The following is a 20,884-nucleotide window of genomic DNA, read 5'->3' as shown; positions in this document are numbered from 1 at the left end:
CTATTCAATAAGAGTTTTGGTGAGAACGTAACATTCGTGCTCTACCGGATAATTCTGCAGCGTCATCTGTAGCTGATAACCGAGTTTCTCGTAGAACGGCCGTGCCTGAAAGCTGAAGGTATCCAGGCGAACATAACGACAACCCCGCGCCCTGGCTTCCTGTTCCGCCGCCAGCACCACCTTGCGACCTAACCCGCTGCCGCGCTGTGAATCATCCACCCACAACCATTCCACGCTCAACCAGTTGCCCCAGGTCTCACCGGTCAGGCCTGCGACCACCCGACCGGCCTCATCCTGGCTATAAACGGCAAGGGGTTTGCGTTGGGTAGGGTCAATATACGGACTATTATGGGCTCGCAGCCCCAAACGGATAACGTTGAGGGTTGCTTCGTCAGGTATTTCGGTAACGGTGATATTCATGTTTCCTCCTTGGTGAACCCTTAACTTAAGCACAGTCCACGTAAAAGGCAACATGTTGAAATTTAAAATAAACATGGGGTCAGAACGCTGGGTGCGTTACGGGGGGCGGGCTGGATAACTTCAAGGGGATGTTCCGTCAGCAGCTGAAGCTGTCGGAGAAATACATAATAGCGCCCCTGGCGGGGCGCAGAAAACTCAGGTCAATTCACTCATCACGCCACGCTGATAGGCGGGACGTGTGGTTAACTGCTGGTACCAGCGCTCCATGTTCGGGCGGGGTTGGCGCTTAATCGGCATAGAGAACCAGGCGTAAGCAAAGCTGCCGAGCGGGATGTCACCGATGCCGAACGACTCGCCGGAAAGATAAGGTTGGCGGCCCAGGGTTTCTTCCACGATGTCGAACTGCTTTTCCAGCGCGGCGATGGCCGCTTCAATCTTGGCCATGTCGCGCAGTTCCGGCTTGGTGCGTACCAGGCCCCAGAACACCACGCTAAAGTGGCTGACAATGGTGGCGGTGGTCCAGTCCATCCATTTCTCAGCGCTGGCGCGGGCCTGCAGATCCTGCGGATAGAATGGCTCACTGCCAAACTTGGCCGCCAGATAACGCACTATGGTGTTGGATTCCCACAGCACGAAGTCATCGTCCTGCAGCAACGGCACCAGGCCGTTCGGGTTTAATGAACGGTAGAGCTCATCGTTCACCTTGCCGAATGCGCCACCGGCATTGATATGGCTGTAGTTCAGCTCCAGTTCTGCGGCGCACCACAGTACTTTCCTGACGTTGTTCGAATTTTCACGACCCCAAATGGTCAGCATAGAACGCCTCTTTATACGGGTGAATTAACCTAAGCTGTTATTCGTACGCCACAATGGCGGCGTTGTCACACCGGAAGGCGTTTTATTTTTTGCCGACCGGGTTGCCATTTATCGTTCCCAGCGACAAATTTCCCAGCCCTGATCCACTGCCAACGCCTTGAGCTCGGTGTCCGGGTTGATCACCGTAGCGCTATCGACGTACTCCAGCATCGCCTTGTCGTTGAGGGAGTCGCTGTAACCATGGCTGTGTTCAAAGCTTAACTCCGGGTGTTCAGCCAGCCACTTCTTCAGGCGCGTCACCTTGCCCTGTTGGTAAGTCATGGTGCCGTAGGTGTTACCGGTGAAGCGGCCATCTTGCACCTCGACGCCAATCGCCAGTGCGTCGTCGGCACCCAACTGTGCGGCAATCGGTGCGACCAGATGTTCGCCGGTGGCGGAAATAACCAAAATGCAGTCGCCGCGCTCGCGGTGCCACAGCAGTCGTTCACGGGCTGCGGGGTAGACACGCGGCAGAATATCGCGGCGGATATAACGCTGCACCCACCCGGCCACCGTCTGGGTGCTCAGGCCGGCCAACGGTGCCAGCGTGGCCTGCATGTAATCCTCCATCGACAGCTTACCCTGATAATAGAGCTGCATCAGTTGCTGTTCCTGCTGTTCCAGTTCCGCCGGCGCAAACCCCTCGGTGACTAACCAGCGCATCCACAGGCTGGCGCTGTCATCATCAATCAGGGTTTCATCCAGGTCGAATAAGGCTAAATCCATCAGTATTTCTCCGGCAGGCAGGGCGTGAAATGGGGGTGTATACAGAATAGCGGATAGCGTAAGCCGCCAGCCAGTGGCGGCAAACAAATTGCGCAGAGCATAAGAAACCTTGATGACAGTTTTGCGACGCTTTGTTGAATCTTTGCATAACTTAGAACGCAACAATATTGGCTGGCGTCTCTGGCGGGGTGGTAACTATAAGGCTAATGCACTGGCCATTCAGGAGTTAACGATGCTGATCATTCGCCTTTATAGCGGTCCGGTTTTTGTCGGAGAGGAAGAGGAACAGGATAATGACGCCACCACTGACGTTGAAGACGCTGCCGCAGCTGAGTCTTTCGCAGCTTGACGGCGACCGGCGACAGCGGCAGGCATTTCTTGATGGGCTGCGTGAGGCCGCGCGTGACGTAGGTTTTTTCTATCTGCGCGGACATGGCGTGGATAACAGGTTGAATGCTCAACTGCAGCAGCATGCCAGGCAGTTTTTTGCGCTGCCGGAAGCCGACAAGCTGGCGGTGCAGATGGTGCATTCGCCGCATTTTCGCGGTTATAACCGAGCGGCGGCCGAACTGACGCGTGGGCAGCCGGACTGGCGTGAACAGTTCGATATTGGCGCGGAGCGTCCTGCGCTGCAACTGGCCTATGAGACTCCACGTTGGGCACGTTTACAGGGGCCAAATCAATGGCCGGAGGCGTTGCCTGCACTCAAACCGTTGCTGTTGCAGTGGCAGCAGGCGATGACTGCCATGTCGCTGCGTCTGTTGCGCGCTTTTGCGCTGGCGCTTTCTTTGCCGGAGCAGGCGTTTGATCCGCTCTACGGCGACAAACCCAATGAACATATCAAACTGATCCGCTATCCGGGGCGTGACGCGACCACCAGCGGGCAAGGGGTAGGGGCGCATAAAGACTCCGGTTTTCTCAGCTTTCTGTTGCAGGACCGGCAAAAAGGCCTGCAGGTTGAAGTTGAAGAAGGAAGGTGGATTGACGCCGAGCCGCTTGAAGACAGCTTTGTAGTCAACATCGGTGAACTGTTGGAGTTGGCAACCAACGGCTATCTGCGTGCCACGGTGCACCGGGTTGAGACGCCGCCGGCGGGCAGCGATCGTCTGTCGATTGCCTTCTTTCTCGGGGCGCGACTCGATGCCGTGGTGCCGCTGTATCAGCTACCTGCAGATCTGATGGCCCAGGCGCATGGTCCAGCCAGCGATCCGCATAATCCGCTGTTGCGTGACGTAGGTTTTAACTACCTGAAAGGACGGATCCGCTCTCATCCCGACGTGGCGCAGCGCTATTATCAGGATGTTATTGCCTAATAGTAGGGGCGCCGCATGCAGCGCCCTACGATTTTACCTCCGGACTAGGATTACTCCGCCAGCGCTTGCTGCAGATCGGCGAGCAGATCTTCCGCATCTTCGATACCCACTGACAAGCGCAGTAACTGTGGCGTGATACCGGTTTTCAGCCGCTGCTCCAGCGGGATAGACGCATGGGTCATGCTGAACGGCTGGCTGATCAGGCTTTCCACACCCCCCAGACTTTCTGCCAGGGTGAACAGTTTGGAACGCTTGATCACCCGGCGGGCAAAGGCATCGTCACCTTTCAGGCGTACCGAAATCATGCCGCCAAAGTGGCTCATCTGCTTTGCCGCCAATCCATGCTGCGGGTGGCTCGGCAGGCCCGGATAATAGACTTCTTCTACCTGCGGCTGGCTTTCCAGCCACTGGGCGATGCGCAAGGCGCTGTTACTGTGGCGCTCCATGCGCAGTGCCAGCGTGCGGATACCGCGCAGCGTCAGGAAGCTGCTGAACGGATCGAGAATGCCACCTACCGCGTTTTGCAGGAAACCCAGCTGTTCGGCCAGTTCCGGGTTATTCCCAACCGCAGCCACGCCGGCCACCACGTCGGAATGGCCATTGAGGTATTTGGTGGCGGAATGCACCACCACGTCAAAGCCGAGTTCCAGCGGACGTTGAATATAGGGGGAGGCGAAGGTGTTGTCCGCCACGCTGATTAAATCGTGTTTTTTGGCGATCGCCGCGATGGCGCTCAGATCCGCGAGTTTCAGTAGCGGATTGGTCGGCGTTTCCACCCAGATCATTTTGGTATCCGGCTCGATCGCCTGCTCCAGTGCGGCAATGTCCGCCGGGGAAACATAGGTCACCCGCAGACCGGCAGTGCGACTACGCACCTTTTCCAGCAGGCGATAGGTCCCGCCGTACAGATCGTCAACCGCCACCAGGTGGCTGCCCTGATCGAGCAGCTCCAGCACCGTCGAGCAGGCTGCCAGGCCAGAGGCAAAGGCGTAACCGCGGCTGCCGCCTTCCAGTTCGGCGATGGCGCTCTCCAGCGCGGTGCGCGTCGGGTTGGCGCTGCGCGAATATTCATAGCCAGTATGCTCCCCCGGTGCCGGTTGGGCATAGGTGGAAGTGGCGTAAATGGCCGGCATCACTGCGCCGGTAGCGTCCGGGGTATAACCGGCGTGAACGGTCAACGTATCAAACTTGGTCATACAATCATCCTTATTAACGTAATTTTTGGCGCCAGGCGTTAAGCACGTCTGTGCGGGTAATCAGACCGAGGAAGCGCTCACCGTCGAGCACCACCGCCACGTGGCCGTGGTTGAAGGTGGCGAGCAAATCCTGATAGCTGGCTTCTTTTTGCAAGGTTTTGACCGCATGGGTCATGGCGTGGGAGGCCGGCAGGCTGAAATGTTTGGCGTCCGCCTGCACGGCATTCAGCAGATCCCACTCGTCGATCAGACCGATCACCCGATCGCCCTCCAACACCGGCAACTGCGAAATGTCATACAGCCGCATGCGGGCATGGACGATAGCCAGAGTATCTTCCGATGCTACCGACACTGCTGCGCCTTCGTCATGGCGGTAGGCAACCAGATCGCGCAGATCGCCATGCTGCGGTTTGCTCAATAAGCCCTGTTCCAGCATCCAGTGATCGTTATACATTTTAGACAGGTATTTATTGCCGCTGTCGCACACGAAGGTGACCACCCGTTTGGGTTCGGTCTGCGCCTGGCAATAACGCAGCGCGGCGGCCAACAGGGTGCCGGTGGACGAACCGGCCAGCACGCCTTCTTTGCGCAGCAGAGCGCGTGCGGTGGTAAAGGCCTCGGCATCACCGATACGGTAGGCGTTGCGCACCTGGTTGAAGTCGCTTAACGGCGGGACGAAATCCTCACCAATGCCTTCTACCAGCCAACTGCCGGCCTCGCCGATCTGGCCGTTATCGAGATAGTCCGCCAGAATTGAACCGGCGGGGTCAGCCAGCACAAACTCGGTCTGTGGCGACACTTCGGCGAAATAGTGGCTAAGACCGCCCAGCGTGCCGCCGGAACCGACGCCGACCACGATAGCATCTACCTGATGGTCCATCTGCTGCCACAGTTCCGGGGCGGTGGTGCGGGCATGGGCCGCCGGGTTGGCCGGGTTGTTAAACTGATCGATATAGAACGCACCGGGAATCTCACTCGCCAGGCGTTTGGCGTAGTCCTGATAGTAAGCCGGGTGGCCCTTGCCCACGTCGGAGCGGGTCAGCAAAACTTCCACACCCAGTGCACGCAAATGGAAAATTTTCTCCCGGCTCATTTTGTCCGGTACCACCAGCAGCAGTTTATATCCCTTCAGGGCTGCCACCAGCGCCAGCCCCAGGCCGGTATTGCCGGCGGTGGCTTCAATGATGGTCCCGCCTGGCTGCAAGCTGCCATCTCGCTCCGCCTGTTCGATCATTGATAGTGCCACGCGGTCCTTGATCGAACCGCCGGGGTTTTGATTCTCCAGCTTGACGAACAGCCGGCAGGGGCCGGTATCGAACTGAGTCAGTTCCAGCATCGGAGTGTTGCCGATCATATCGATGACGGAATGGGGTATGGCCATGGGTTGCCTCCAGAATAATGCGGTTTAAAAGCCGTTATCTGGATGATAGCGCTGCCAATAAGCGCATTAAAAAGAACAAATAACCGTTCAATATGCATTTTTGGAATATATTAATCTTATTTGGACGTATGGAGGCGCAGATGTGCAGCAGTTTAGATGTGCAGCCGTGTAGCGGTGAGTAGTATAAAAAAAACGCTTATGGCTGGCTTTTCATCCAAATTGCGCGTAACAGCGTACAGTTATGTAAAAATGATGAAAATTCATGCTAAACCCTGCAAAAATAAGATGAATCTAATAAACTCACAGCAAGGGCATTTTCGGTGCGCCGCTCACCCGTCATGGGGCCGCAGGGAGTTTGCGGTTGGCAAATGCGTGCCGGGCCACTCTCGCTGGTTGGCTGAAAACGTGAATATGTTTGAAAGTTAACGCTATTTCAATGATTTGAATGGACACTCTGGCGACGTCATGATGAAAAGAAACTTACCTACCACTCTGAAAAAATTAACTTTTAGCGTCAGCATACTGTTGCTGGCCGTGCCTGTTGTCCAGGCGGCTGAAGCGCCGGCGGCACCGCAGGTGGACGCCAAGGCCTACGTGCTGATGGATTACAACAGCGGTAAGATCCTGGCGGAAGGCAATGCCGACACCCGTCTCGACCCCGCCAGCCTGACCAAGATCATGTCCAGCTATGTGATCGGCCAGGCGATCAAGGCCGGCAAGATTAAACCTGAGGATATGGTGACCGTCGGTAAGGACGCCTGGGCGACCGGCAACCCGGCGCTGCGCGGCTCCTCGCTGATGTTTATCAAACCGGGCGATCAGGTGCCGGTGATGGAACTGAACAAGGGCATCGTCATTCAGTCGGGTAACGATGCCAGCATCGCACTGGCCGATTACGTCGCGGGCAGCCAGGATTCGTTTGTTGGCTTGATGAACAACTACGCTAAATCCCTGGGCCTGCAGAATACCCATTTCCTGACGGTGCACGGCCTGGATGCGGAAGGGCAGTACAGCACCGCCCGCGATATGGCGCTATTGAGCCAGGCACTGATCCGCGATGTGCCGGATGAATACGCGCTGCACAAAGAAAAAGAGTTCACCTTCAATAAAATTCGCCAGGTTAACCGCAACCGTCTGTTGTGGAGCACCAACCTGAGCGTCGATGGCATCAAAACCGGCTATACCGGTGGCGCCGGGCATAACTTGGTGGCCTCTGCTACCGACGGCCCAATGCGTTTGATCTCGGTGGTGCTGGGCGCGCCAAGCGACCGTATCCGCTTTAGTGAAAGTGAGAAACTGCTGACCTGGGGCTTCCGTTTCTACGAAACCGCCACGCCAATCAAAACTGACAAGCCGTTTGTGACCCAGAAAGTGTGGTTTGGCGACGTCGGCGAAGTACCATTGGGCGTAGCGAAAGATGCCGCCGTCACTATCCCGAAAGGGCAGATGAAAAACCTGAAGGCCAGCTACAAGCTGAACCAGCCGACGCTGGAAGCCCCGTTGGCAAAAAATCAGGTGGTCGGCACCATTGATTTCCAGCTCGACGGCAAAACCATTGAGCAATACCCGCTGGTGGCGATGCAGGAAGTGAAAGAAGGTAACTTCTTCAGCCGCATCTGGGACATGGTGATGATGAAGCTGACCCAGTGGTTCGGTAGCGTGTTTGGTTAAGGATTACAGCATTAAGCTTTAACAGGAGGGCGCAGTCATTGATGATTGCGCCCTCTTTTTTATCAGTTACAGGCCACTACCTTGATCGCCAATCCACCTTGCGATGTCTCGCGGTACTTGGCGTTCATGTCTTTGCCCGTTTCATACATGGTTTCGATCACCTTATCCAGGCACACGCGCGGCTCACTGGTGCGGCGCAGCGCCATACGTGCGGCATTGACCGCCTTCACCGCGGAAATGGCGTTACGTTCGATACAGGGCACCTGAACCTGACCGGCCAGCGGATCGCAGGTTAGCCCCAGGTGATGCTCCATGGCGATCTCCGCCGCGATACAAACCTGTGCCGGGCTGCCGCCCATCAATTCTGCCAACCCTGCTGCGGCCATTGAGCAGGCGACGCCCACCTCGCCCTGACAGCCAACTTCGGCACCGGAGATTGAAGCGTTCATCTTGTACAGCGCACCGATCACGCCGGACGTCAGGAAATAACGGCTGTAGGAGTTAGGGTTTACCGGGCGAATAAACTGGTCGTAATAGGCCAGCACCGCCGGGATGATGCCACAGGCGCCGTTGGTCGGAGCGGTGACTACACGGCCACCAGCAGCGTTTTCTTCATTGACGGCAAAGGCGAACATGTTGATCCAGTCGACCACGTTCATTGGGTCGATATTGTTCTTGTCACCGGTGACCAGCAGGCGGCGCAGGGCCGCGGCGCGGCGCTGAACCTTCATCGGGCCGGGCAACAGGCCTTCGGTGTTCATACCGCGTTCGATACCGGCGCGCATCACCTGCCAGACATCGGCGAAGTGAGCGTCGATCTCGGCTTTGCTGTGCAGCGCCAATTCGTTTTGCATCACCAGGCCGGACAGTGAAAGACCTGCATCTTTGCAGTGTTGCTGCAAGTCTCGCGCCGAGTTGAACGGGAAGGGCACTTGAACCGGATTGGCCGCAGCCAGGCCGAAGTTTTCTTCATCGACGATAAAACCGCCGCCGGTCGAGTAATAGGTTTTGCTGTGTAACAGTTGTTCACCGGCGAAAGCGCTGATGCGCATGCCGTTTTCATGCAGCGGCAGATTATCGCTGTTGAAATTCATGCTGGTTTGCAGCGGGAAATCCACTTCGTGGTGGCCCTTGGCCAGCAGCAGGCGGCCGCGTTGCTCAACGTCGCGGATAAAACCGGCGATACCGTCGATATCAACGTCGTGCGGCAGGTTACCCGCCAGGCCCATAATAATCGCGATATCGGTGTGGTGACCTTTGCCGGTCAGTGACAGCGAACCGTAGACGTCCACCACCACGCGAGTGGTATCCAATAGCTGCTGGCTGGCAATCAATTCATCGACAAACAGCTTGCCGGCTTTCATCGGGCCGACGGTGTGAGAGCTGGATGGGCCAATACCAATTTTGAAAATATCGAAAACGCTGACCATGGTCTCGCCTCCTTCTTCAGGTGTTAGGCGTTAATGCAGGAAAGGGGGTCGTGCAGAGAAGCCGGCGCAAGGTAGCGCCGGCTGGTCTTGATTAGAAGCTGTACAGGATTGCGGAGATGGCGATCAGGCCCATCACTACCACGAACACGTTACTGATGTGGCCGCTGTATTTGCGCATGGCCGGCACTTTACGGATAGCGTACATCGGCATCAGGAACAGCAGCATGGCGATGATTGGACCACCCATGTTCTCGATCATGCCGAGGATGCTTGGGTTCAGGGTCGCAACAATCCAGGTGGTCACCAGCATAAACAGAGCGGTGATACGGTTCAGCTTGTTGGTGCTGATGGTTTTACCGCGGCTCTTCATCGATTTGGCAATCAGACCGTTAAAGCCTTCACGTGCGCCCAGGTAGTGACCGAGGAACGATTTGGTGATGGCGATAAAGGCGATAACCGGCGCGATGTAGGCGATCATCGGGTTATTAAAGTGGTTAGCCAGGTAAGACAGAATGGAGATGTTCTGCGCCTTGGCTTCCGCCAGGTTTTCCGGCGACAGGCTCAGCACGCAGCTGAACACGAAGAACATTACGGTCAACACCATCATGATGTGAGCGAAGCCCAGAATGCGAGAGCATTTCTTCTCTGCTTCTTCCTGACCGTACTCTTCACGCTTGGCCACCGCGAACGCGGAGATAATAGGTGAATGGTTGAAGGAGAACACCATCACCGGGATAGCCAGCCACAGCGTGACAACCAGACCATGACCCATACCCGTGCCTGCGCCGGACAGGGAAACGTTCTCGAAGATGGCGGTGCTCCAGTTCGGGATCAGGTACAGGGCCAGCAGCATCAGCACGGCGACAAACGGGAACACCAGGATACTCATGGTCTTCACGATAGCCTGCTCGCCGAAACGCACGATGGTCATCAGGCCGACAATCAGGATCAGCGACAGAATGGCACGTGGCGGCGAAGTCATACCCAATTGGTGGGTAATAAAGCTGTCGACGGTGTTGGTAATGGCGACGCTGTAAACCAACAAAATGGGGTAAATGGCAAAGAAGTAAAGCAGGGTGATCAGCTTACCGGCGCTGATACCAAAGTGTTCTTCAACCACTTCGGTGATGTTTTCACCGGCGTTTTTACCGGAGAGAACGAAGCGGCACAGGCCACGGTGAGCAAAGAAGGTCATCGGGAACGCAATGATGGCCATGATAATCAGGGGGATCAAACCACCGATACCGGCGTTGATTGGCAGGAACAAAACGCCCGCGCCAATCGCGGTGCCGTACAGGCCCAACATCCACATGGTGTCGGTTTTACGCCAGGTACTGGTAGAGCCAGAAGCCGCAGAGGCAATGGTGCCGGTCTGTGTAGTGTCCATAAATATCTCCGAAGTGAACACGCTAATTTAAAATTAAAGGCAAAACTTAAGGTTAAATCCGAATGACGCAATATCAGATGGCGGCATCGGTAAGAATCAGATGTTGCTTGCGGGGAGTGTTGGCGTCCCCCTGGTTATTTAATAGGCTAATTACCCTTGGCAGCGGTGCCGGATAATTAATCAAATGATATTTAGCCTGTAGAGGGCATCGTATCGGTACTGCTGCCGGAAGGTCATTGCCTGCCGATTTTCGTTGGCGGCAAGATAACGATTTACAGTAGAAACAACCGTGATCATGCTCTCAAATGCGTAATGTGTGCGGCTAACTGCTTTTATATTGGTTTTTCATGCATATGTTGCGCACTTGTGTAAAATTTCGTGCTGAACGCGCTCTCATCAATGTTTCAGAGTTTATCTGGTATGAACAATCTGTAACCAGATAAAACGCTGCCGTTATCAGCAAGTCGAGCAATATATTTTAAGCGTGGGTTTGGATCTAGCTAAAAACCCGGATTAAGCGGTTTTAGTGACGTAGATCACATTACGTTTTAAAGTTAAATCATATATAACTTATTGTTTTTAAAATGTTTGTTATGAATATCCAGCTAATAACGTGGGTAAACTAGTTAAGTGGCTAGCGGATAAAAATGCTTAATCATTCATCATATAAATAAGCCGGATTGGTTATATTTAAAGCTTGTTAGTTGCGCAATTGTTGATATTTATCGTGCGGACGTCACTGCTATTTATCATATAAAAGCGCTGTTATGCAGAGTACGAAAGTAATATTGAGTAAGATTTATCCGTGCAGAAGGAATAAGCCTGCAGAACTGTTTCAATTTATTAACCTGCTTTCGGGTAGGGATAATAAAACAATCGAATCAATTGCGCATTATTTGTTCAATATCTTGCCGGGATAGAAGGGGGATTGAGGAGCTCCGCCGACCGGGGTCGACGGCAGGGTGCAGATTAAAAACGAATGGCGATCGCGTTTTCGCTGAAAAATTCCGCAAATTCCGCGTCGGGCTGGCGATCGGTGATCACCCGATCGAATTGGGTCAATAACCCGATGCAGGCAGGTTTGGTTTTACCGAATTTACTGTGGTCGGCCACCAGGATTTTTTGTTGTGACATTGCTATCGCCCGGTGCTTCATCTCCAGTTCATCAAAGTTAAAGCAGGTTGCGCCATGCTGCAGGCTCAAGCCGGCTGCGGAGATAAAGGCGATATTGGGACAGATATGATCAAGTTCGCTGTGGCGGCCGACGGCGGTGAAAATGTAGTTGTTCGGTTTGAATTCCCCGCCGCACAGGATCACCTTGCAGTTCGGTTTGTCCTGTAACGCCAGGAAGGTATTGAGCGAGTGGCAAATCGCAGTGAAGACCAGATCGTCAGCGATAGCGTCGATGATCGCCGGCGTGGTGGTGCCACAATCGAAAAATACGGTGTCGTTTTCGCTGATAAGCTGCGCGGCGAGCAGGCCGATACGGCGTTTCTCCGTGACCTGCTTGGCTTTTTGGTCGGAAACAAAATAGTGGGTCACACCGTTACTGCGCGGATCGGCCACCACGTAACCGCCCAGCAGCACCACGGCCGCCGGTTCAGCGCTGAGATCGCGGCGAATCGTCATTTCTGACACGCCCAACAGGACGGCGGCTTCTTTTAAGTGGATCTTGTCAGAGCGCTTTAACGCCTGGACTAATCGATTGATACGTTCTTCGCGCCGCGTTTCCATCAGTCTGTCTTCCCACAGGGTTAAGAGAGTTTCTCCAGGGCTGAACACACAAATGCGGGGTAATAGCGGTCCAGCCATCGGCTGAACTTATTACCCCGCATCAGATTATCTCGGCGTGCGCCCGGAACCCAGACGCCTCAGGTTATCAGTAGCTGCCGGTAGCAGCCTGATCACCGGAAACGATTGCTACGCCAGAGCTGGTGCCGATACGAGTTGCACCTGCTTTGATCATCTTCTCGGCGGTTGCGCGATCGCGCACGGCGCCGGATGCTTTAACACCCATCTCGCTGCCCACCGTTGCGCGCATCAGTTTGACGTGCTCTTCACGAGCACCGCCGGTGCTGAAGCCGGTAGAGGTTTTAACGAAGGCCACATCGAGTTCGCGACACATTTCACAAACCTGAACGATCTGCGCATCGCTGAGCAGGCAGGTTTCCAATATTACCTTCAACGGGATCGCCGCGCAAACCTCGCGCACTGCGGCGATGTCGGCTTTAACTTCATCCAGCAGGCCGCTTTTCAGCCAACCCACGTTGATCACCATGTCAATTTCCTGCGCGCCGGCAGCAATCGCCGCTTTAGCTTCGAAAGCTTTGGTTACTGTCAGACCGGCACCCAGTGGGAAACCAATCACCGAGCAGATTTTCACTTCGCTTTCTTGCAGCAGGTGCGCAGCCAATGGCACGTAACCAGAGTTAACGCAGACAGCGTAGAAGTTGTGCTGTTGTGCTTCTTCACAGAGTTTGGCGATTTGCTCTTCAGTGGCATCCATCGCCAGCAGGGTGTGATCGACATAGCGGGCGTAATCAATGTTTTCGGTAGTCATCTCGATTCCTTATTAAGGTTTTATCAAAGCAGGATGTGAGTAATGTTAGAATAATAACATTTCATCGGCGATAAACCTAGTGGTGTTTAAAAATGAATGCCAGATCATCGTTTTTTGGCTGTTTAACGTATAACATGGGGTGAGATAAATGTTATTTAAGTAACATTTTAGGCGTTGGTCGCGGGATAACTCGCGTGAACACCCAGGGGGAAAGCATGGATATGATAATAAATTTGGCGCCAGAACAGTTTGGAGCGCAACCGTATGAAGTTTTCCGCAATGCGGATTTTGTAGTCACGGCCTTTAACTGTGCTGCTGCAGGGCCGATGCTGACACTGGCAAACAGCCGTGGCTCATTGCGCCTATTGCCCTACCGCGCGCTGACGATCTGGGATGCTGATTTTGATGGCTACTCGTTGAAGTCGGGCCGTCGCAGTGTCAAAACGTTAGGGGGCAAACCGGAGAGCAGTGTGGCCTTTCATTCACCCTGGTCACCCCAGGGCGGTTTATTATCAGACATGCAGCTTGTCTGGTTGCAGGTTGAGGGCGATACGCTGACGCTATACGGCAGTGGGGAATCTGCCCATCAACGTTGTCGGCTGCGTCCGGCGGTCCGTTTAACGGCGGAGAGTGCTCAATTCTCCATTGATATGCAAATCACCAATCTTGCCGACCACCCGCTGCCGCTAAGTTATGTTTGCCAGCTTAATTACGGCTGTATTCCTGCGGCGGTGTTCAGGCAGAACTTGCCGACGCCAGCGCTGATGCCACCGGGAAGTGTCACCGAAGAAGGGCTACAGTACTCGGACGATTTGTCACTGTATGTTGATCAGGCCGAGTTCTATATGTTGGCGTCGAAAGGGAGGCGATATGTTACGCGTTTCTCCACCGAGCAGTTCAATTATGGCCTGCGCCGCATGACACAGCAGGGAAATCAGCGCCTGTTCAGGTTCATTCAGCCGGCAACCTGCAGTCCGCAAGGGCAAAGTGAGCGCTCGAGAATGATGATCGGGGCGGGGAAAACGCGAGAGTTCTGTGTGGTAACCGGGGTAGTGTGACAGCCGGGGCGGAGCCGCCCCGGCCAAAATACAGGCTTACTCTTTCACCCAGCCCTTGCGGATCGGGAAGGCGAACAGGAAGCGGTACAGGCGCGTCAGCTTGTCGGCAATACTATCGCCAAACAGGTTCCATACCAATTGAGCAAACAGGCAACCGACCAGGCCGACCAGGAAGCCACCTACCATATCCAGCGGCCAGTGTACGCCCAGATAGACGCGCGACCAGGCAATGCCGACCGCGACAGCCAGCAATAAAATGCCTGACCAGACCCGATGCCAGAACAAAAAGGCCAGAGCGAAAGTGAAGATGGCGGTACCGTGATCGCTGGGGAAGGAGCTGTCCGGCGCATGCGCCAGGAAGGTATAACCGACACCGGCCACAAACGGCCGTTCGTGCGGCAGCAGCATGCCAATGGTCGCGGAGGCAAGCATGGCGAACAGCAGAGCAATTGTCGTCTTGGCCACCACTTGACGCTGCGATACCAGTTGATTCTGCGGCCCCCACAGCCATAGTCCAACGATCAGCATAGGTACGATAGCGATCAGATCGCGGGCCAAAAAGGTGGCGACATCAATCAACCACTCGGGGGACGCCGGGGTCGCGTTGATCCAGGCGAAAAGAAAATAATTCAATTGCTCCATAATATTTACCTTGTCTTGCGGCGGAGATACCCGCTCACCATCCAATAAACAGCCAGTTGGCTGAGCCAAACCCACCAACCCGCCCACAGGTTATGGGTAAGAAAATGTGCTCCACGCATTACCTGACCAAAACCCATCAGCATGCCGAGCGCAATACCGCCGAACCAGCACCAGTAAGCCAGGCGCGGGCGTTGCGGATAAAACAGGAAAAACAGCGCCATCACCGCAAAACCGCTGGAGGCATGGCCACCAGGGAAGCAACGGCCCGGCCCGGGCTCTGCCGGGATTGCGCCGAACAGCGGGTAGGACATTGCCTTGCCGCCGTATTCGATCAAATCCCATGGGCAGGAATGTGCGCTGGTGGCTTTAAGAATGCCGACCACCAGTGGGCCAATACCGATCAGCAACATGGTGACGATCATGCGCGGGTTACGGCGGTAAATGCCCCAAAACAGCGCCAGCACCGCACCGGTAATCACGCCAATTTTCAGCAGGCGGTGGTTAATCAAGTCCAGCCAGTGATTGTTCTGCCAGGGGAAATGCCCGCTGGCGGCGTCGAACCAGTAGTTGCTGACAGCCCAGTCCAGTTGTTCGTTACGCGACAGCCAAAGGAACAACAAACCACTGACTACCAATCCAAAAACCTGCCAACGGTAAAAGGATGCCGGCAGGGAGTAAAGGGCGTTAGTCTTAATTTGGGGTGTTGTTGAGGATTGATTTAATGAAGGTTTTAGGTTCACACGCAGGCTCGGTGACATTAATGGATGATGTCACTGTAATAATTCTGTCTTAAGAAAACCTTAATGCCCCAGTTGGTTGAGGTTGAGAAAGGGATAGGCGGATTATCGGCTTTCGGCTAAGGTAATCGTTTGCTTTTTATGGGAATGATGTGGTGATGACAAGAAACTTGAATTTGGCGCTATTGGCAGCCTGTAGTGCAGTTTTTTCCCCCTTGGCATTAGCGCAGGTTAGCGGGCCGATTGTGGTGCAGGGTGCGATGCCGGTAGAGGCAGAACGTTTTGCCCAACGCCTGGATAACCCGCGCGAAGAACAGATTGGCGGCTGGCGTTTCTGGCGCGGCACGGTGGATGGGTATCCGGTGGTGGTGTCAGAAACCCTGAAAGGCATGTCGAATGCAGCGGCCGCTACGGCTATTGCCGCTACCCAATTCCATCCGGTAGCCATCATCAATCAGGGGACCGCCGGTGGCCACGATCCGGCGCTGAAGGTGTACGACATCGTATTGGGCAAGTATTCGGTCAGCCTGGGCGCGTTTAAAACACCGAAGAAGGCGGCGGGGGAAGGCAGTGACTCGCGACAATGGCAGCCGATGGATTTACTGGCTTCGAAAGGCAGTGCCGGTGAAGATAAAAATGCCCACACCATCCGTCAGTTTCCGGCTGATGCCAAACTGTTGGCGATAGCTGAAAGTGTTAAGGGCAGCTATACCCAGGGCAAGGTGGTTGAAGGGGTTATCGGTTCTGCCGATGTGTGGAACAGCGAACTGGACCGTATTGGCTATTTCCACGAAAACTATCATACCTCGGTTGAAGAGATGGAGACCGCCTCCGCTGCGCAGATCGCCGCTTCCTTCAATATTCCTTTTGTCGGCATCCGCGTGCTGTCCAACAATATTACCAATCAGGGTAAATACGACCCACAGACTGGCCTGGCGTGCCAGGATTATGTCTATCAGGTGGTGAAGACTTATATCGCCAAAAACGCATCTCGTTAATGATTTATCCTAATTAATGGTCAGCGGTGGGTTATTGCTACTGGCCATTGCTTATTGTAAAGAAGATTAAACTACTGGCGAGCTTCTCTGTAGTGTATTAGCTTATGCCCGGAGCATTTAATAAATTGTAGGGATATAAACATGAACAAGGCATCCGTTGTATTTTCCGGCCTGCTGATGGCCGCTTCCGCCAGCGCTATTGCTGCCACCTCTGCCGAAGACACCGATATCAGCAAGCAACCGCTGGAAAAGGTCGCCCCTTACCCGAAAGCCGAGAAGGGCATGAACCGTCAGGTGATTTACCTGCCGAAGCAGGAACACGAAGAGAATTTCAAGGTTGAACTGCTGATTGGCAAAACGCTGGAAGTGGACTGCAACCGCCACATGATGGGTGGCACGCTGGAAACCAAAACCCTTTCCGGTTGGGGTTACGACTACCTGGTGGTGGAAAAACTGTCTGAACCGGCTTCCACCATGATGGCTTGCCCGGACAATACCAAACAGCAAAAATTTATCGCTGCCAATCTGGGTGACGCTGCCATGCAACGTTACAACAGCCGCCTGCCAATCGTGGTCTACGCACCGAAAGACGTGGAAGTGAAATACCGCGTGTGGAAAGCCGAAGACACCGTGAGTAAAGCAGAGCAGAAGTAATGCCGATGTGTGCTAACCATTAGCACGGCTAAGTGATTACCTGAACATGAGCCCGTCTGGAGAATGAATTGCGTTGCCGGCAATCCTTCCCAGACGGTTTTTTTTTGCATCACATAATAGCTTTAACCAATAGAAAGCGACGGTGAAAATCTGTATTTTGAGGAGCGAGCAATTACCGATAAAGGCCGCAGGATTAAAAAGTTAGCTTTAATGTCATGCGTGCAATAACGAAACTCACCTGACTGGGCAAAAATGACAAAATTAATTGAATTTAGCGCCATTACTGAAGCGGCTGAGCGGCTAGCCGGAAAGGTTATTCGAACTCCCACCATCCCTGGTTCAAAATTAACGGAAAAGATTCAGAGACCGGTTTTTTTGAAACTTGAAAACACTCAGTTGGGGGGCTCTTTTAAAGCTCGGGGTGTGCTTAACAAGTTTTTGAGCCTGGCGAGCGATGTTAAAGATAACCGGTTTGTGGCGGTGAGTGGCGGTAATTTTGGCATTGCGATAGCCGAGGCGGCGAAGATCTTTGGGGCTGATGTCACCATTATTATGCCGAAAAGTGCCCCGGCAACCGCCATCGACCGGGTGGGTGAACTGGGTAGCACCGTTATCGTGGAATCTGATGTTCACGCTGCGTTTGAGCGGGCTAAGGCTTTGGCTGATCAGGGATATGTAGTCATTGATGATTGCAACGATTCGCTGATTGCCGAAGGGCATGGAACCCTGGCGCTTGAGTTCATTGCCGACTGCCCGGAGCTTACCGACGTCCTGGTTGCGGTGGGCGGCGGCGGTATGCTGGCCGGTGTGGCTACTGCGCTAAAAGCCATAAAGCCAGAGATTAGAATTTGGGGGGTTGAAACCTCTGGGGCAAGTTCGATGCATCAGGCGTTGCGCGCCGGCAAACCGGTTAACATTGAGGTCACTTCAATTATCTCTACCCTCGGTGTGCCTGCCATTGATGAAATGATGCTGGCCCATGCTCAAGCTTATATCGAAGAGGTTGTTGTGGTATCGGATAAGTCCGCGATAGAGGGAATGGTGGCCTTTGGCGAAGAGGCAAAATTATGGGTTGAACTGGCTTCCGGAACGCTGATACCTGCGGCTATGGCCATTGCTCCCCAACTTCCCGTAGACGCCGTCATGGGGCTCGTAGTGTGCGGTGGAAATATCTCCCATCAGGATATGTCAAAATGGGTTAGCTACTCGCAAACCCTGTGATTTAGCCCCTGTGGAGTTTATTCAGGCAATAAAAAACCCGCTAGTCTTGAACCTAAATAGGCGGGACTAACGGGCTCCACAAAATGGGGACATCAAAGAAAAGCAGTGGCACTAATTAAGACTACCCCCCGAAAGGAAAGTTCTCACCGGGGATAAAAATTTCAAAATATTTTTGCCACTGATTCATCTTCGTTGCTTATCGGTTAGCCGAGGATCCCCGGCCACAACACCACTATCAACGAGCCCGCCAGGGTTAACAATACGTTAGCGATGGCGTAGGTGCCGGCGTAGCCCAGCGCCGGAATGTTACTGCGCGCGGTATCACTGATAATTTCCATTGCCGGCGCGCAGGTACGGGCTCCCATAATCGCGCCGAACAGCAGGGCGCGGTTCATGCGCAGCACGTAGGCACCGAACAGGAAGCAAATCACTACCGGCACCAGGCTGACGATTAGCCCGGCGATCAGCATCTGGCCGCCAACGGCTCCCAGGCTGTTGCCGATACCGGCACCGGCGCTCAGACCGACACCGGCCATAAAGACCATCAGGCCGAACTCTTTCACCATGTTCAGCGCCCCCTGCGGAATGTAGCCGAAGGTCGGGTGGTTGGCACGCAGGAAGCCGAGCATGATGCCGGCCATCAGCAAACCGGCGGCGTTACCGATGCCGAACGAGAAATTGCTGAACTGAATGGTGATCTGGCCAATCAACAGCCCGATGATAAAGAAGGCGCAGAATGCCAGCAGGTCGGTCACCTGGCTGTGGATCGAGATAAAGCCAATCTTCTCCGCCACGCTTTTCACCCGGCGGGCGTCGCCGCTGACCTGCAGCACATCGCCTTTATTGAGCACAATGCTGTCGTCGATAGGCATTTCAATCTGGCTGCGGATCACCCGGTTGAGGAAGCAGCCGTGATCGGTCAGCTTCAACTGGCTCAGGCGTTTGTTCACCGCATTGCTGTTTTTAACCACGATCTCTTCGGTAACGATGCGCATATCCAGCAGGTCGCGGTCGAAGACTTCTTTGCCGTTGCGGAAGCTGGGATCCAGTCGTGCATGGGCGTCGGGGTAGCCGACCAGCGAAATTTCGTCGCCCACCTGCAATACAGCGTCGCCGTCCGGATTGGCCAAAATACCGTTACGGCGGATACGTTCGATATAACAACCGGTCTGGCGATAGATACCCAGCTCACGCAGATTTTTGCCATCGGCCCAGGCCACCAGCTCGGGGCCAACGCGATAGGCGCGGATGACCGGCAGGTAAACCTTGCGTTGGCTGTCGGTGTCCAGGCCGCGTTCACGGGCAATCTGTTGAGCAGAGGTGGAGAGATCCTGGTGTTGCAGCTTGGGCAGGTAGCGCGCTCCGAAAATCAGGCTCACCAAACCAATCAGGTAGGTCAGGGCGTAGCCAAGGCTCAGATGATCCTGCGCTGCCAGCAGTGCCGGGCCATTGGTGATGGTATTACGTAGCGTATCGCCGGCGCCCACCAATACCGGGGTCGAGGTCATTGAGCCGGCGAGCATACCGGCGGTCAGGCCGATATCCCAATGGAACAGTTTGCCCAGACCGATGGCGATCACCATCGCGGAACCGACCATCACCAGCGCCAACATCAGGTAATTTTTGCCGTCGCGGAAAAATATCGAGAAAAAGTTTGGCCCGGCTTCTACGCCAACGCAGAAAATAAACAGCATAAAGCCGAGATTCAGCGCTTCGGTGTTAATGGCGAAGTGTTGTTGACCGAGCAGCAGCGAAACCACCAAAACGCCAATGGAATTACCGAGTTGAACGGAGCCCAGACGGACTTTACCGAGGCACAGCCCCAGCGCGAGTACCACGAACAGTAACAGGATGTAGTTACCGTTTAACAAACTAGCGACGTTTATGTTCACGTAGGATAACTTATTGTTTACCAGTAAGTGCTTGATATAGATAAATATAAGATATAAATTCAGTCAAAAAGCGACTTCATAAATAACTAACCAGCGAAAGGCGATTCGAAGCATCGATCGGCGGCGTTTATTCTAGTCGCTATGGCGCGTGACAGCCAGCATAAAGCTGGGTTCATGCCCTGCCGAAAGCATTTAACTCTCTTTAGGCCAAGGAAAAAGTTCAGTTTTGCGTTGTCGGTTTACGACAAGGCGTCACCGGCATTGTGGCACGGCTGATTTCTACGGTGTGGTAATGAGGTTAAAGGGGGAGGGGGCATGGCGAGTGAACGGTATTGGTGGGGAATATTAAGCTGTTTTCTGCTGTTCAGCCTGGTGTATCTCGGCCAGCAGAGTGGGGTGTTTGGCAGCACGGATCATGAACACCGGGGGGAGACAGGTCTGTTGCTGTTTGTGATACCCGGTGTGGTCGCCAGCTATCTATCGAGCAAAAAACGCATTCTCTGCCCGCTACTGGGGGCGTTGTATGCCTTGCCGCTGTGTCTGATCATCCGCCATTTCTGGCTAACGCCGTCTGCCTCGGTTTGGCAGGAATTGGCTTATGCCACCAGCGCGGTGTTCTGGTGCGTGTTCGGTGCGTTGCTGGCTTTGTTTGCGCGCGGCCTGTTGCAAGCCTACCGGCAGTGCCACCGTGGCTAATGGCAAATAAAAAAGGCGCACTTAGCGCCTTTTCGTCTTTCTGCCCG

Annotated in this window: 20 protein-coding genes; 8 read left to right on the top strand and 12 right to left on the bottom strand. The window is 54.3% G+C overall.

Translation table 11 applies throughout. The features are described 5' to 3' along the window. The 3 genes from FCL49_RS06665 to FCL49_RS06655 all read right to left on the bottom strand — a co-directional run bounded on the left by FCL49_RS06665 (position 1) and on the right by FCL49_RS06655 (position 2,001). The gene (locus FCL49_RS06665; protein ID WP_174352897.1) at positions 1 to 420 is read right to left on the bottom strand and encodes a GNAT family N-acetyltransferase; all 420 of its coding nucleotides are present in this window, start codon (positions 418 to 420) and stop codon (positions 1 to 3) included. Between the two features lie 195 nt (positions 421 to 615). Next, positions 616 to 1,236, bottom strand: a complete 621-nt coding sequence (locus FCL49_RS06660; RefSeq protein ID WP_174352896.1) for a glutathione S-transferase family protein — start codon at positions 1,234 to 1,236, stop codon at positions 616 to 618. A 108-nt stretch (positions 1,237 to 1,344) separates the two neighbouring features. Continuing rightward, the gene (locus FCL49_RS06655; RefSeq protein ID WP_174352895.1) at positions 1,345 to 2,001 is read right to left on the bottom strand and encodes an HAD family hydrolase; all 657 of its coding nucleotides are present in this window, start codon (positions 1,999 to 2,001) and stop codon (positions 1,345 to 1,347) included. 112 nt (positions 2,002 to 2,113) lie between these two features. On the opposite strand from FCL49_RS06655, the gene FCL49_RS06650 reads away from it, so the two are divergent. Next, positions 2,114 to 2,350, top strand: a complete 237-nt coding sequence (locus FCL49_RS06650) for a hypothetical protein (RefSeq protein WP_174351922.1) — start codon at positions 2,114 to 2,116, stop codon at positions 2,348 to 2,350. Next, on the top strand, positions 2,295 to 3,314 hold the full coding sequence (locus FCL49_RS06645; protein ID WP_174352894.1) for an isopenicillin N synthase family dioxygenase: 1,020 nt from the start codon (positions 2,295 to 2,297) through the stop codon (positions 3,312 to 3,314). The genes FCL49_RS06650 and FCL49_RS06645 overlap by 56 nt, the downstream gene beginning before the upstream one ends. Positions 3,315 to 3,364: 50 nt before the next feature. On the opposite strand, the gene FCL49_RS06640 is transcribed toward FCL49_RS06645, so the two are convergent. Continuing rightward, the gene (locus FCL49_RS06640; protein WP_174352893.1) at positions 3,365 to 4,510 is read right to left on the bottom strand and encodes a trans-sulfuration enzyme family protein; all 1,146 of its coding nucleotides are present in this window, start codon (positions 4,508 to 4,510) and stop codon (positions 3,365 to 3,367) included. Positions 4,511 to 4,523: 13 nt separating this feature from the next. Then, positions 4,524 to 5,891, bottom strand: coding sequence for a pyridoxal-phosphate dependent enzyme (locus tag FCL49_RS06635; RefSeq protein WP_174352892.1), 1,368 nt, complete (start codon positions 5,889 to 5,891; stop codon positions 4,524 to 4,526). Positions 5,892 to 6,356: 465 nt separating this feature from the next. Here FCL49_RS06635 and FCL49_RS06630 point away from each other — a divergent pair, with 465 nt between their 5' ends. Next, positions 6,357 to 7,562 carry a serine hydrolase gene (locus FCL49_RS06630; RefSeq protein WP_167519893.1) on the top strand — a complete coding sequence of 402 codons (1,206 nt, stop codon included), beginning with the start codon at positions 6,357 to 6,359 and terminating at the stop codon, positions 7,560 to 7,562. Between the two features lie 62 nt (positions 7,563 to 7,624). On the opposite strand, the gene FCL49_RS06625 is transcribed toward FCL49_RS06630, so the two are convergent. The 4 genes from FCL49_RS06625 to deoC form a co-directional block, all read right to left on the bottom strand. Next, complete coding sequence (locus FCL49_RS06625; protein WP_135315861.1) at positions 7,625 to 8,992, bottom strand: L-serine ammonia-lyase; 1,368 nt, start codon at positions 8,990 to 8,992, stop codon at positions 7,625 to 7,627. Positions 8,993 to 9,083: 91 nt separating this feature from the next. After that, positions 9,084 to 10,379: an HAAAP family serine/threonine permease gene (locus FCL49_RS06620; RefSeq protein WP_174352891.1), complete on the bottom strand. Its 1,296-nt coding sequence runs from the start codon at positions 10,377 to 10,379 to the stop codon at positions 9,084 to 9,086. A gap of 969 nt (positions 10,380 to 11,348) precedes the next feature. Further along, on the bottom strand, positions 11,349 to 12,113 hold the full coding sequence (gene deoR, locus FCL49_RS06615; RefSeq protein WP_174352890.1) for a DNA-binding transcriptional repressor DeoR: 765 nt from the start codon (positions 12,111 to 12,113) through the stop codon (positions 11,349 to 11,351). 145 nt (positions 12,114 to 12,258) lie between these two features. Next, on the bottom strand, positions 12,259 to 12,939 hold the full coding sequence (gene deoC / locus FCL49_RS06610; protein WP_135315864.1) for a deoxyribose-phosphate aldolase: 681 nt from the start codon (positions 12,937 to 12,939) through the stop codon (positions 12,259 to 12,261). Between the two features lie 215 nt (positions 12,940 to 13,154). On the opposite strand from deoC, the gene FCL49_RS06605 reads away from it, so the two are divergent. Next, a complete protein-coding gene (locus tag FCL49_RS06605) occupies positions 13,155 to 13,997 on the top strand; it encodes a hypothetical protein (RefSeq protein WP_174352889.1) in 843 nt (280 codons plus the stop codon). 36 nt (positions 13,998 to 14,033) lie between these two features. Here FCL49_RS06605 and ybjG read toward each other — a convergent pair whose 3' ends face one another. Both ybjG and FCL49_RS06595 read right to left on the bottom strand, forming a co-directional pair. After that, positions 14,034 to 14,639, bottom strand: coding sequence for an undecaprenyl-diphosphate phosphatase (ybjG, locus tag FCL49_RS06600; RefSeq protein ID WP_174352888.1), 606 nt, complete (start codon positions 14,637 to 14,639; stop codon positions 14,034 to 14,036). Positions 14,640 to 14,644: 5 nt separating this feature from the next. Next, positions 14,645 to 15,397, bottom strand: coding sequence for a phosphatase PAP2 family protein (locus tag FCL49_RS06595; protein WP_217434282.1), 753 nt, complete (start codon positions 15,395 to 15,397; stop codon positions 14,645 to 14,647). Between the two features lie 137 nt (positions 15,398 to 15,534). Between FCL49_RS06595 and FCL49_RS06590 the strand changes: the two genes are divergently transcribed. The 3 genes from FCL49_RS06590 (at position 15,535) to FCL49_RS06580 (ending at position 18,249) form a co-directional block, all read left to right on the top strand. Further along, positions 15,535 to 16,374, top strand: coding sequence for a 5'-methylthioadenosine/S-adenosylhomocysteine nucleosidase (locus FCL49_RS06590; protein WP_174352886.1), 840 nt, complete (start codon positions 15,535 to 15,537; stop codon positions 16,372 to 16,374). Between the two features lie 141 nt (positions 16,375 to 16,515). Further along, positions 16,516 to 17,028 carry a serine protease inhibitor ecotin gene (eco, locus tag FCL49_RS06585; RefSeq protein ID WP_174352885.1) on the top strand — a complete coding sequence of 171 codons (513 nt, stop codon included), beginning with the start codon at positions 16,516 to 16,518 and terminating at the stop codon, positions 17,026 to 17,028. A gap of 252 nt (positions 17,029 to 17,280) precedes the next feature. After that, on the top strand, positions 17,281 to 18,249 hold the full coding sequence (locus FCL49_RS06580; RefSeq protein WP_174352884.1) for a threonine ammonia-lyase: 969 nt from the start codon (positions 17,281 to 17,283) through the stop codon (positions 18,247 to 18,249). 203 nt (positions 18,250 to 18,452) lie between these two features. Here FCL49_RS06580 and FCL49_RS06575 read toward each other — a convergent pair whose 3' ends face one another. Continuing rightward, positions 18,453 to 20,141: an aspartate:alanine antiporter gene (locus FCL49_RS06575; protein WP_012006072.1), complete on the bottom strand. Its 1,689-nt coding sequence runs from the start codon at positions 20,139 to 20,141 to the stop codon at positions 18,453 to 18,455. Positions 20,142 to 20,456: 315 nt separating this feature from the next. Between FCL49_RS06575 and FCL49_RS06570 the strand changes: the two genes are divergently transcribed. Next, the gene (locus tag FCL49_RS06570) at positions 20,457 to 20,837 is read left to right on the top strand and encodes an inner membrane protein YbjM (protein WP_174352883.1); all 381 of its coding nucleotides are present in this window, start codon (positions 20,457 to 20,459) and stop codon (positions 20,835 to 20,837) included. Positions 20,838 to 20,884: the final 47 nt, after the last annotated feature.

Origin of the sequence: Serratia proteamaculans (genome assembly GCF_013337185.1) — a bacterium.
Taxonomy (GTDB): domain Bacteria; phylum Pseudomonadota; class Gammaproteobacteria; order Enterobacterales; family Enterobacteriaceae; genus Serratia; species Serratia proteamaculans_D.
The sequence above is the reverse complement of the archived record's forward strand: the minus strand, read 5'-3'. Positions and strand labels throughout refer to the sequence as shown.

Coding starts and splice junctions, on each gene's coding strand:
- FCL49_RS06635 (WP_174352892.1), bottom strand. CDS start 5,891: ATGGCCATACCCCATTCCGTCATCGATATGATCGGCAACACTCCGATG.
- FCL49_RS06595 (WP_217434282.1), bottom strand. CDS start 15,397: ATGTCACCGAGCCTGCGTGTGAACCTAAAACCTTCATTAAATCAATCC.
- FCL49_RS06580 (WP_174352884.1), top strand. CDS start 17,281: ATGACAAAATTAATTGAATTTAGCGCCATTACTGAAGCGGCTGAGCGG.
- FCL49_RS06590 (WP_174352886.1), top strand. CDS start 15,535: ATGACAAGAAACTTGAATTTGGCGCTATTGGCAGCCTGTAGTGCAGTT.
- FCL49_RS06620 (WP_174352891.1), bottom strand. CDS start 10,379: ATGGACACTACACAGACCGGCACCATTGCCTCTGCGGCTTCTGGCTCT.
- FCL49_RS06625 (WP_135315861.1), bottom strand. CDS start 8,992: ATGGTCAGCGTTTTCGATATTTTCAAAATTGGTATTGGCCCATCCAGC.
- ybjG (WP_174352888.1), bottom strand. CDS start 14,639: ATGGAGCAATTGAATTATTTTCTTTTCGCCTGGATCAACGCGACCCCG.
- FCL49_RS06630 (WP_167519893.1), top strand. CDS start 6,357: ATGATGAAAAGAAACTTACCTACCACTCTGAAAAAATTAACTTTTAGC.
- deoR (WP_174352890.1), bottom strand. CDS start 12,113: ATGGAAACGCGGCGCGAAGAACGTATCAATCGATTAGTCCAGGCGTTA.
- FCL49_RS06645 (WP_174352894.1), top strand. CDS start 2,295: ATGACGCCACCACTGACGTTGAAGACGCTGCCGCAGCTGAGTCTTTCG.
- FCL49_RS06660 (WP_174352896.1), bottom strand. CDS start 1,236: ATGCTGACCATTTGGGGTCGTGAAAATTCGAACAACGTCAGGAAAGTA.
- FCL49_RS06650 (WP_174351922.1), top strand. CDS start 2,114: ATGACAGTTTTGCGACGCTTTGTTGAATCTTTGCATAACTTAGAACGC.
- FCL49_RS06665 (WP_174352897.1), bottom strand. CDS start 420: ATGAATATCACCGTTACCGAAATACCTGACGAAGCAACCCTCAACGTT.
- FCL49_RS06570 (WP_174352883.1), top strand. CDS start 20,457: ATGGCGAGTGAACGGTATTGGTGGGGAATATTAAGCTGTTTTCTGCTG.
- FCL49_RS06655 (WP_174352895.1), bottom strand. CDS start 2,001: ATGGATTTAGCCTTATTCGACCTGGATGAAACCCTGATTGATGATGAC.
- FCL49_RS06640 (WP_174352893.1), bottom strand. CDS start 4,510: ATGACCAAGTTTGATACGTTGACCGTTCACGCCGGTTATACCCCGGAC.
- deoC (WP_135315864.1), bottom strand. CDS start 12,939: ATGACTACCGAAAACATTGATTACGCCCGCTATGTCGATCACACCCTG.
- eco (WP_174352885.1), top strand. CDS start 16,516: ATGAACAAGGCATCCGTTGTATTTTCCGGCCTGCTGATGGCCGCTTCC.
- FCL49_RS06605 (WP_174352889.1), top strand. CDS start 13,155: ATGGATATGATAATAAATTTGGCGCCAGAACAGTTTGGAGCGCAACCG.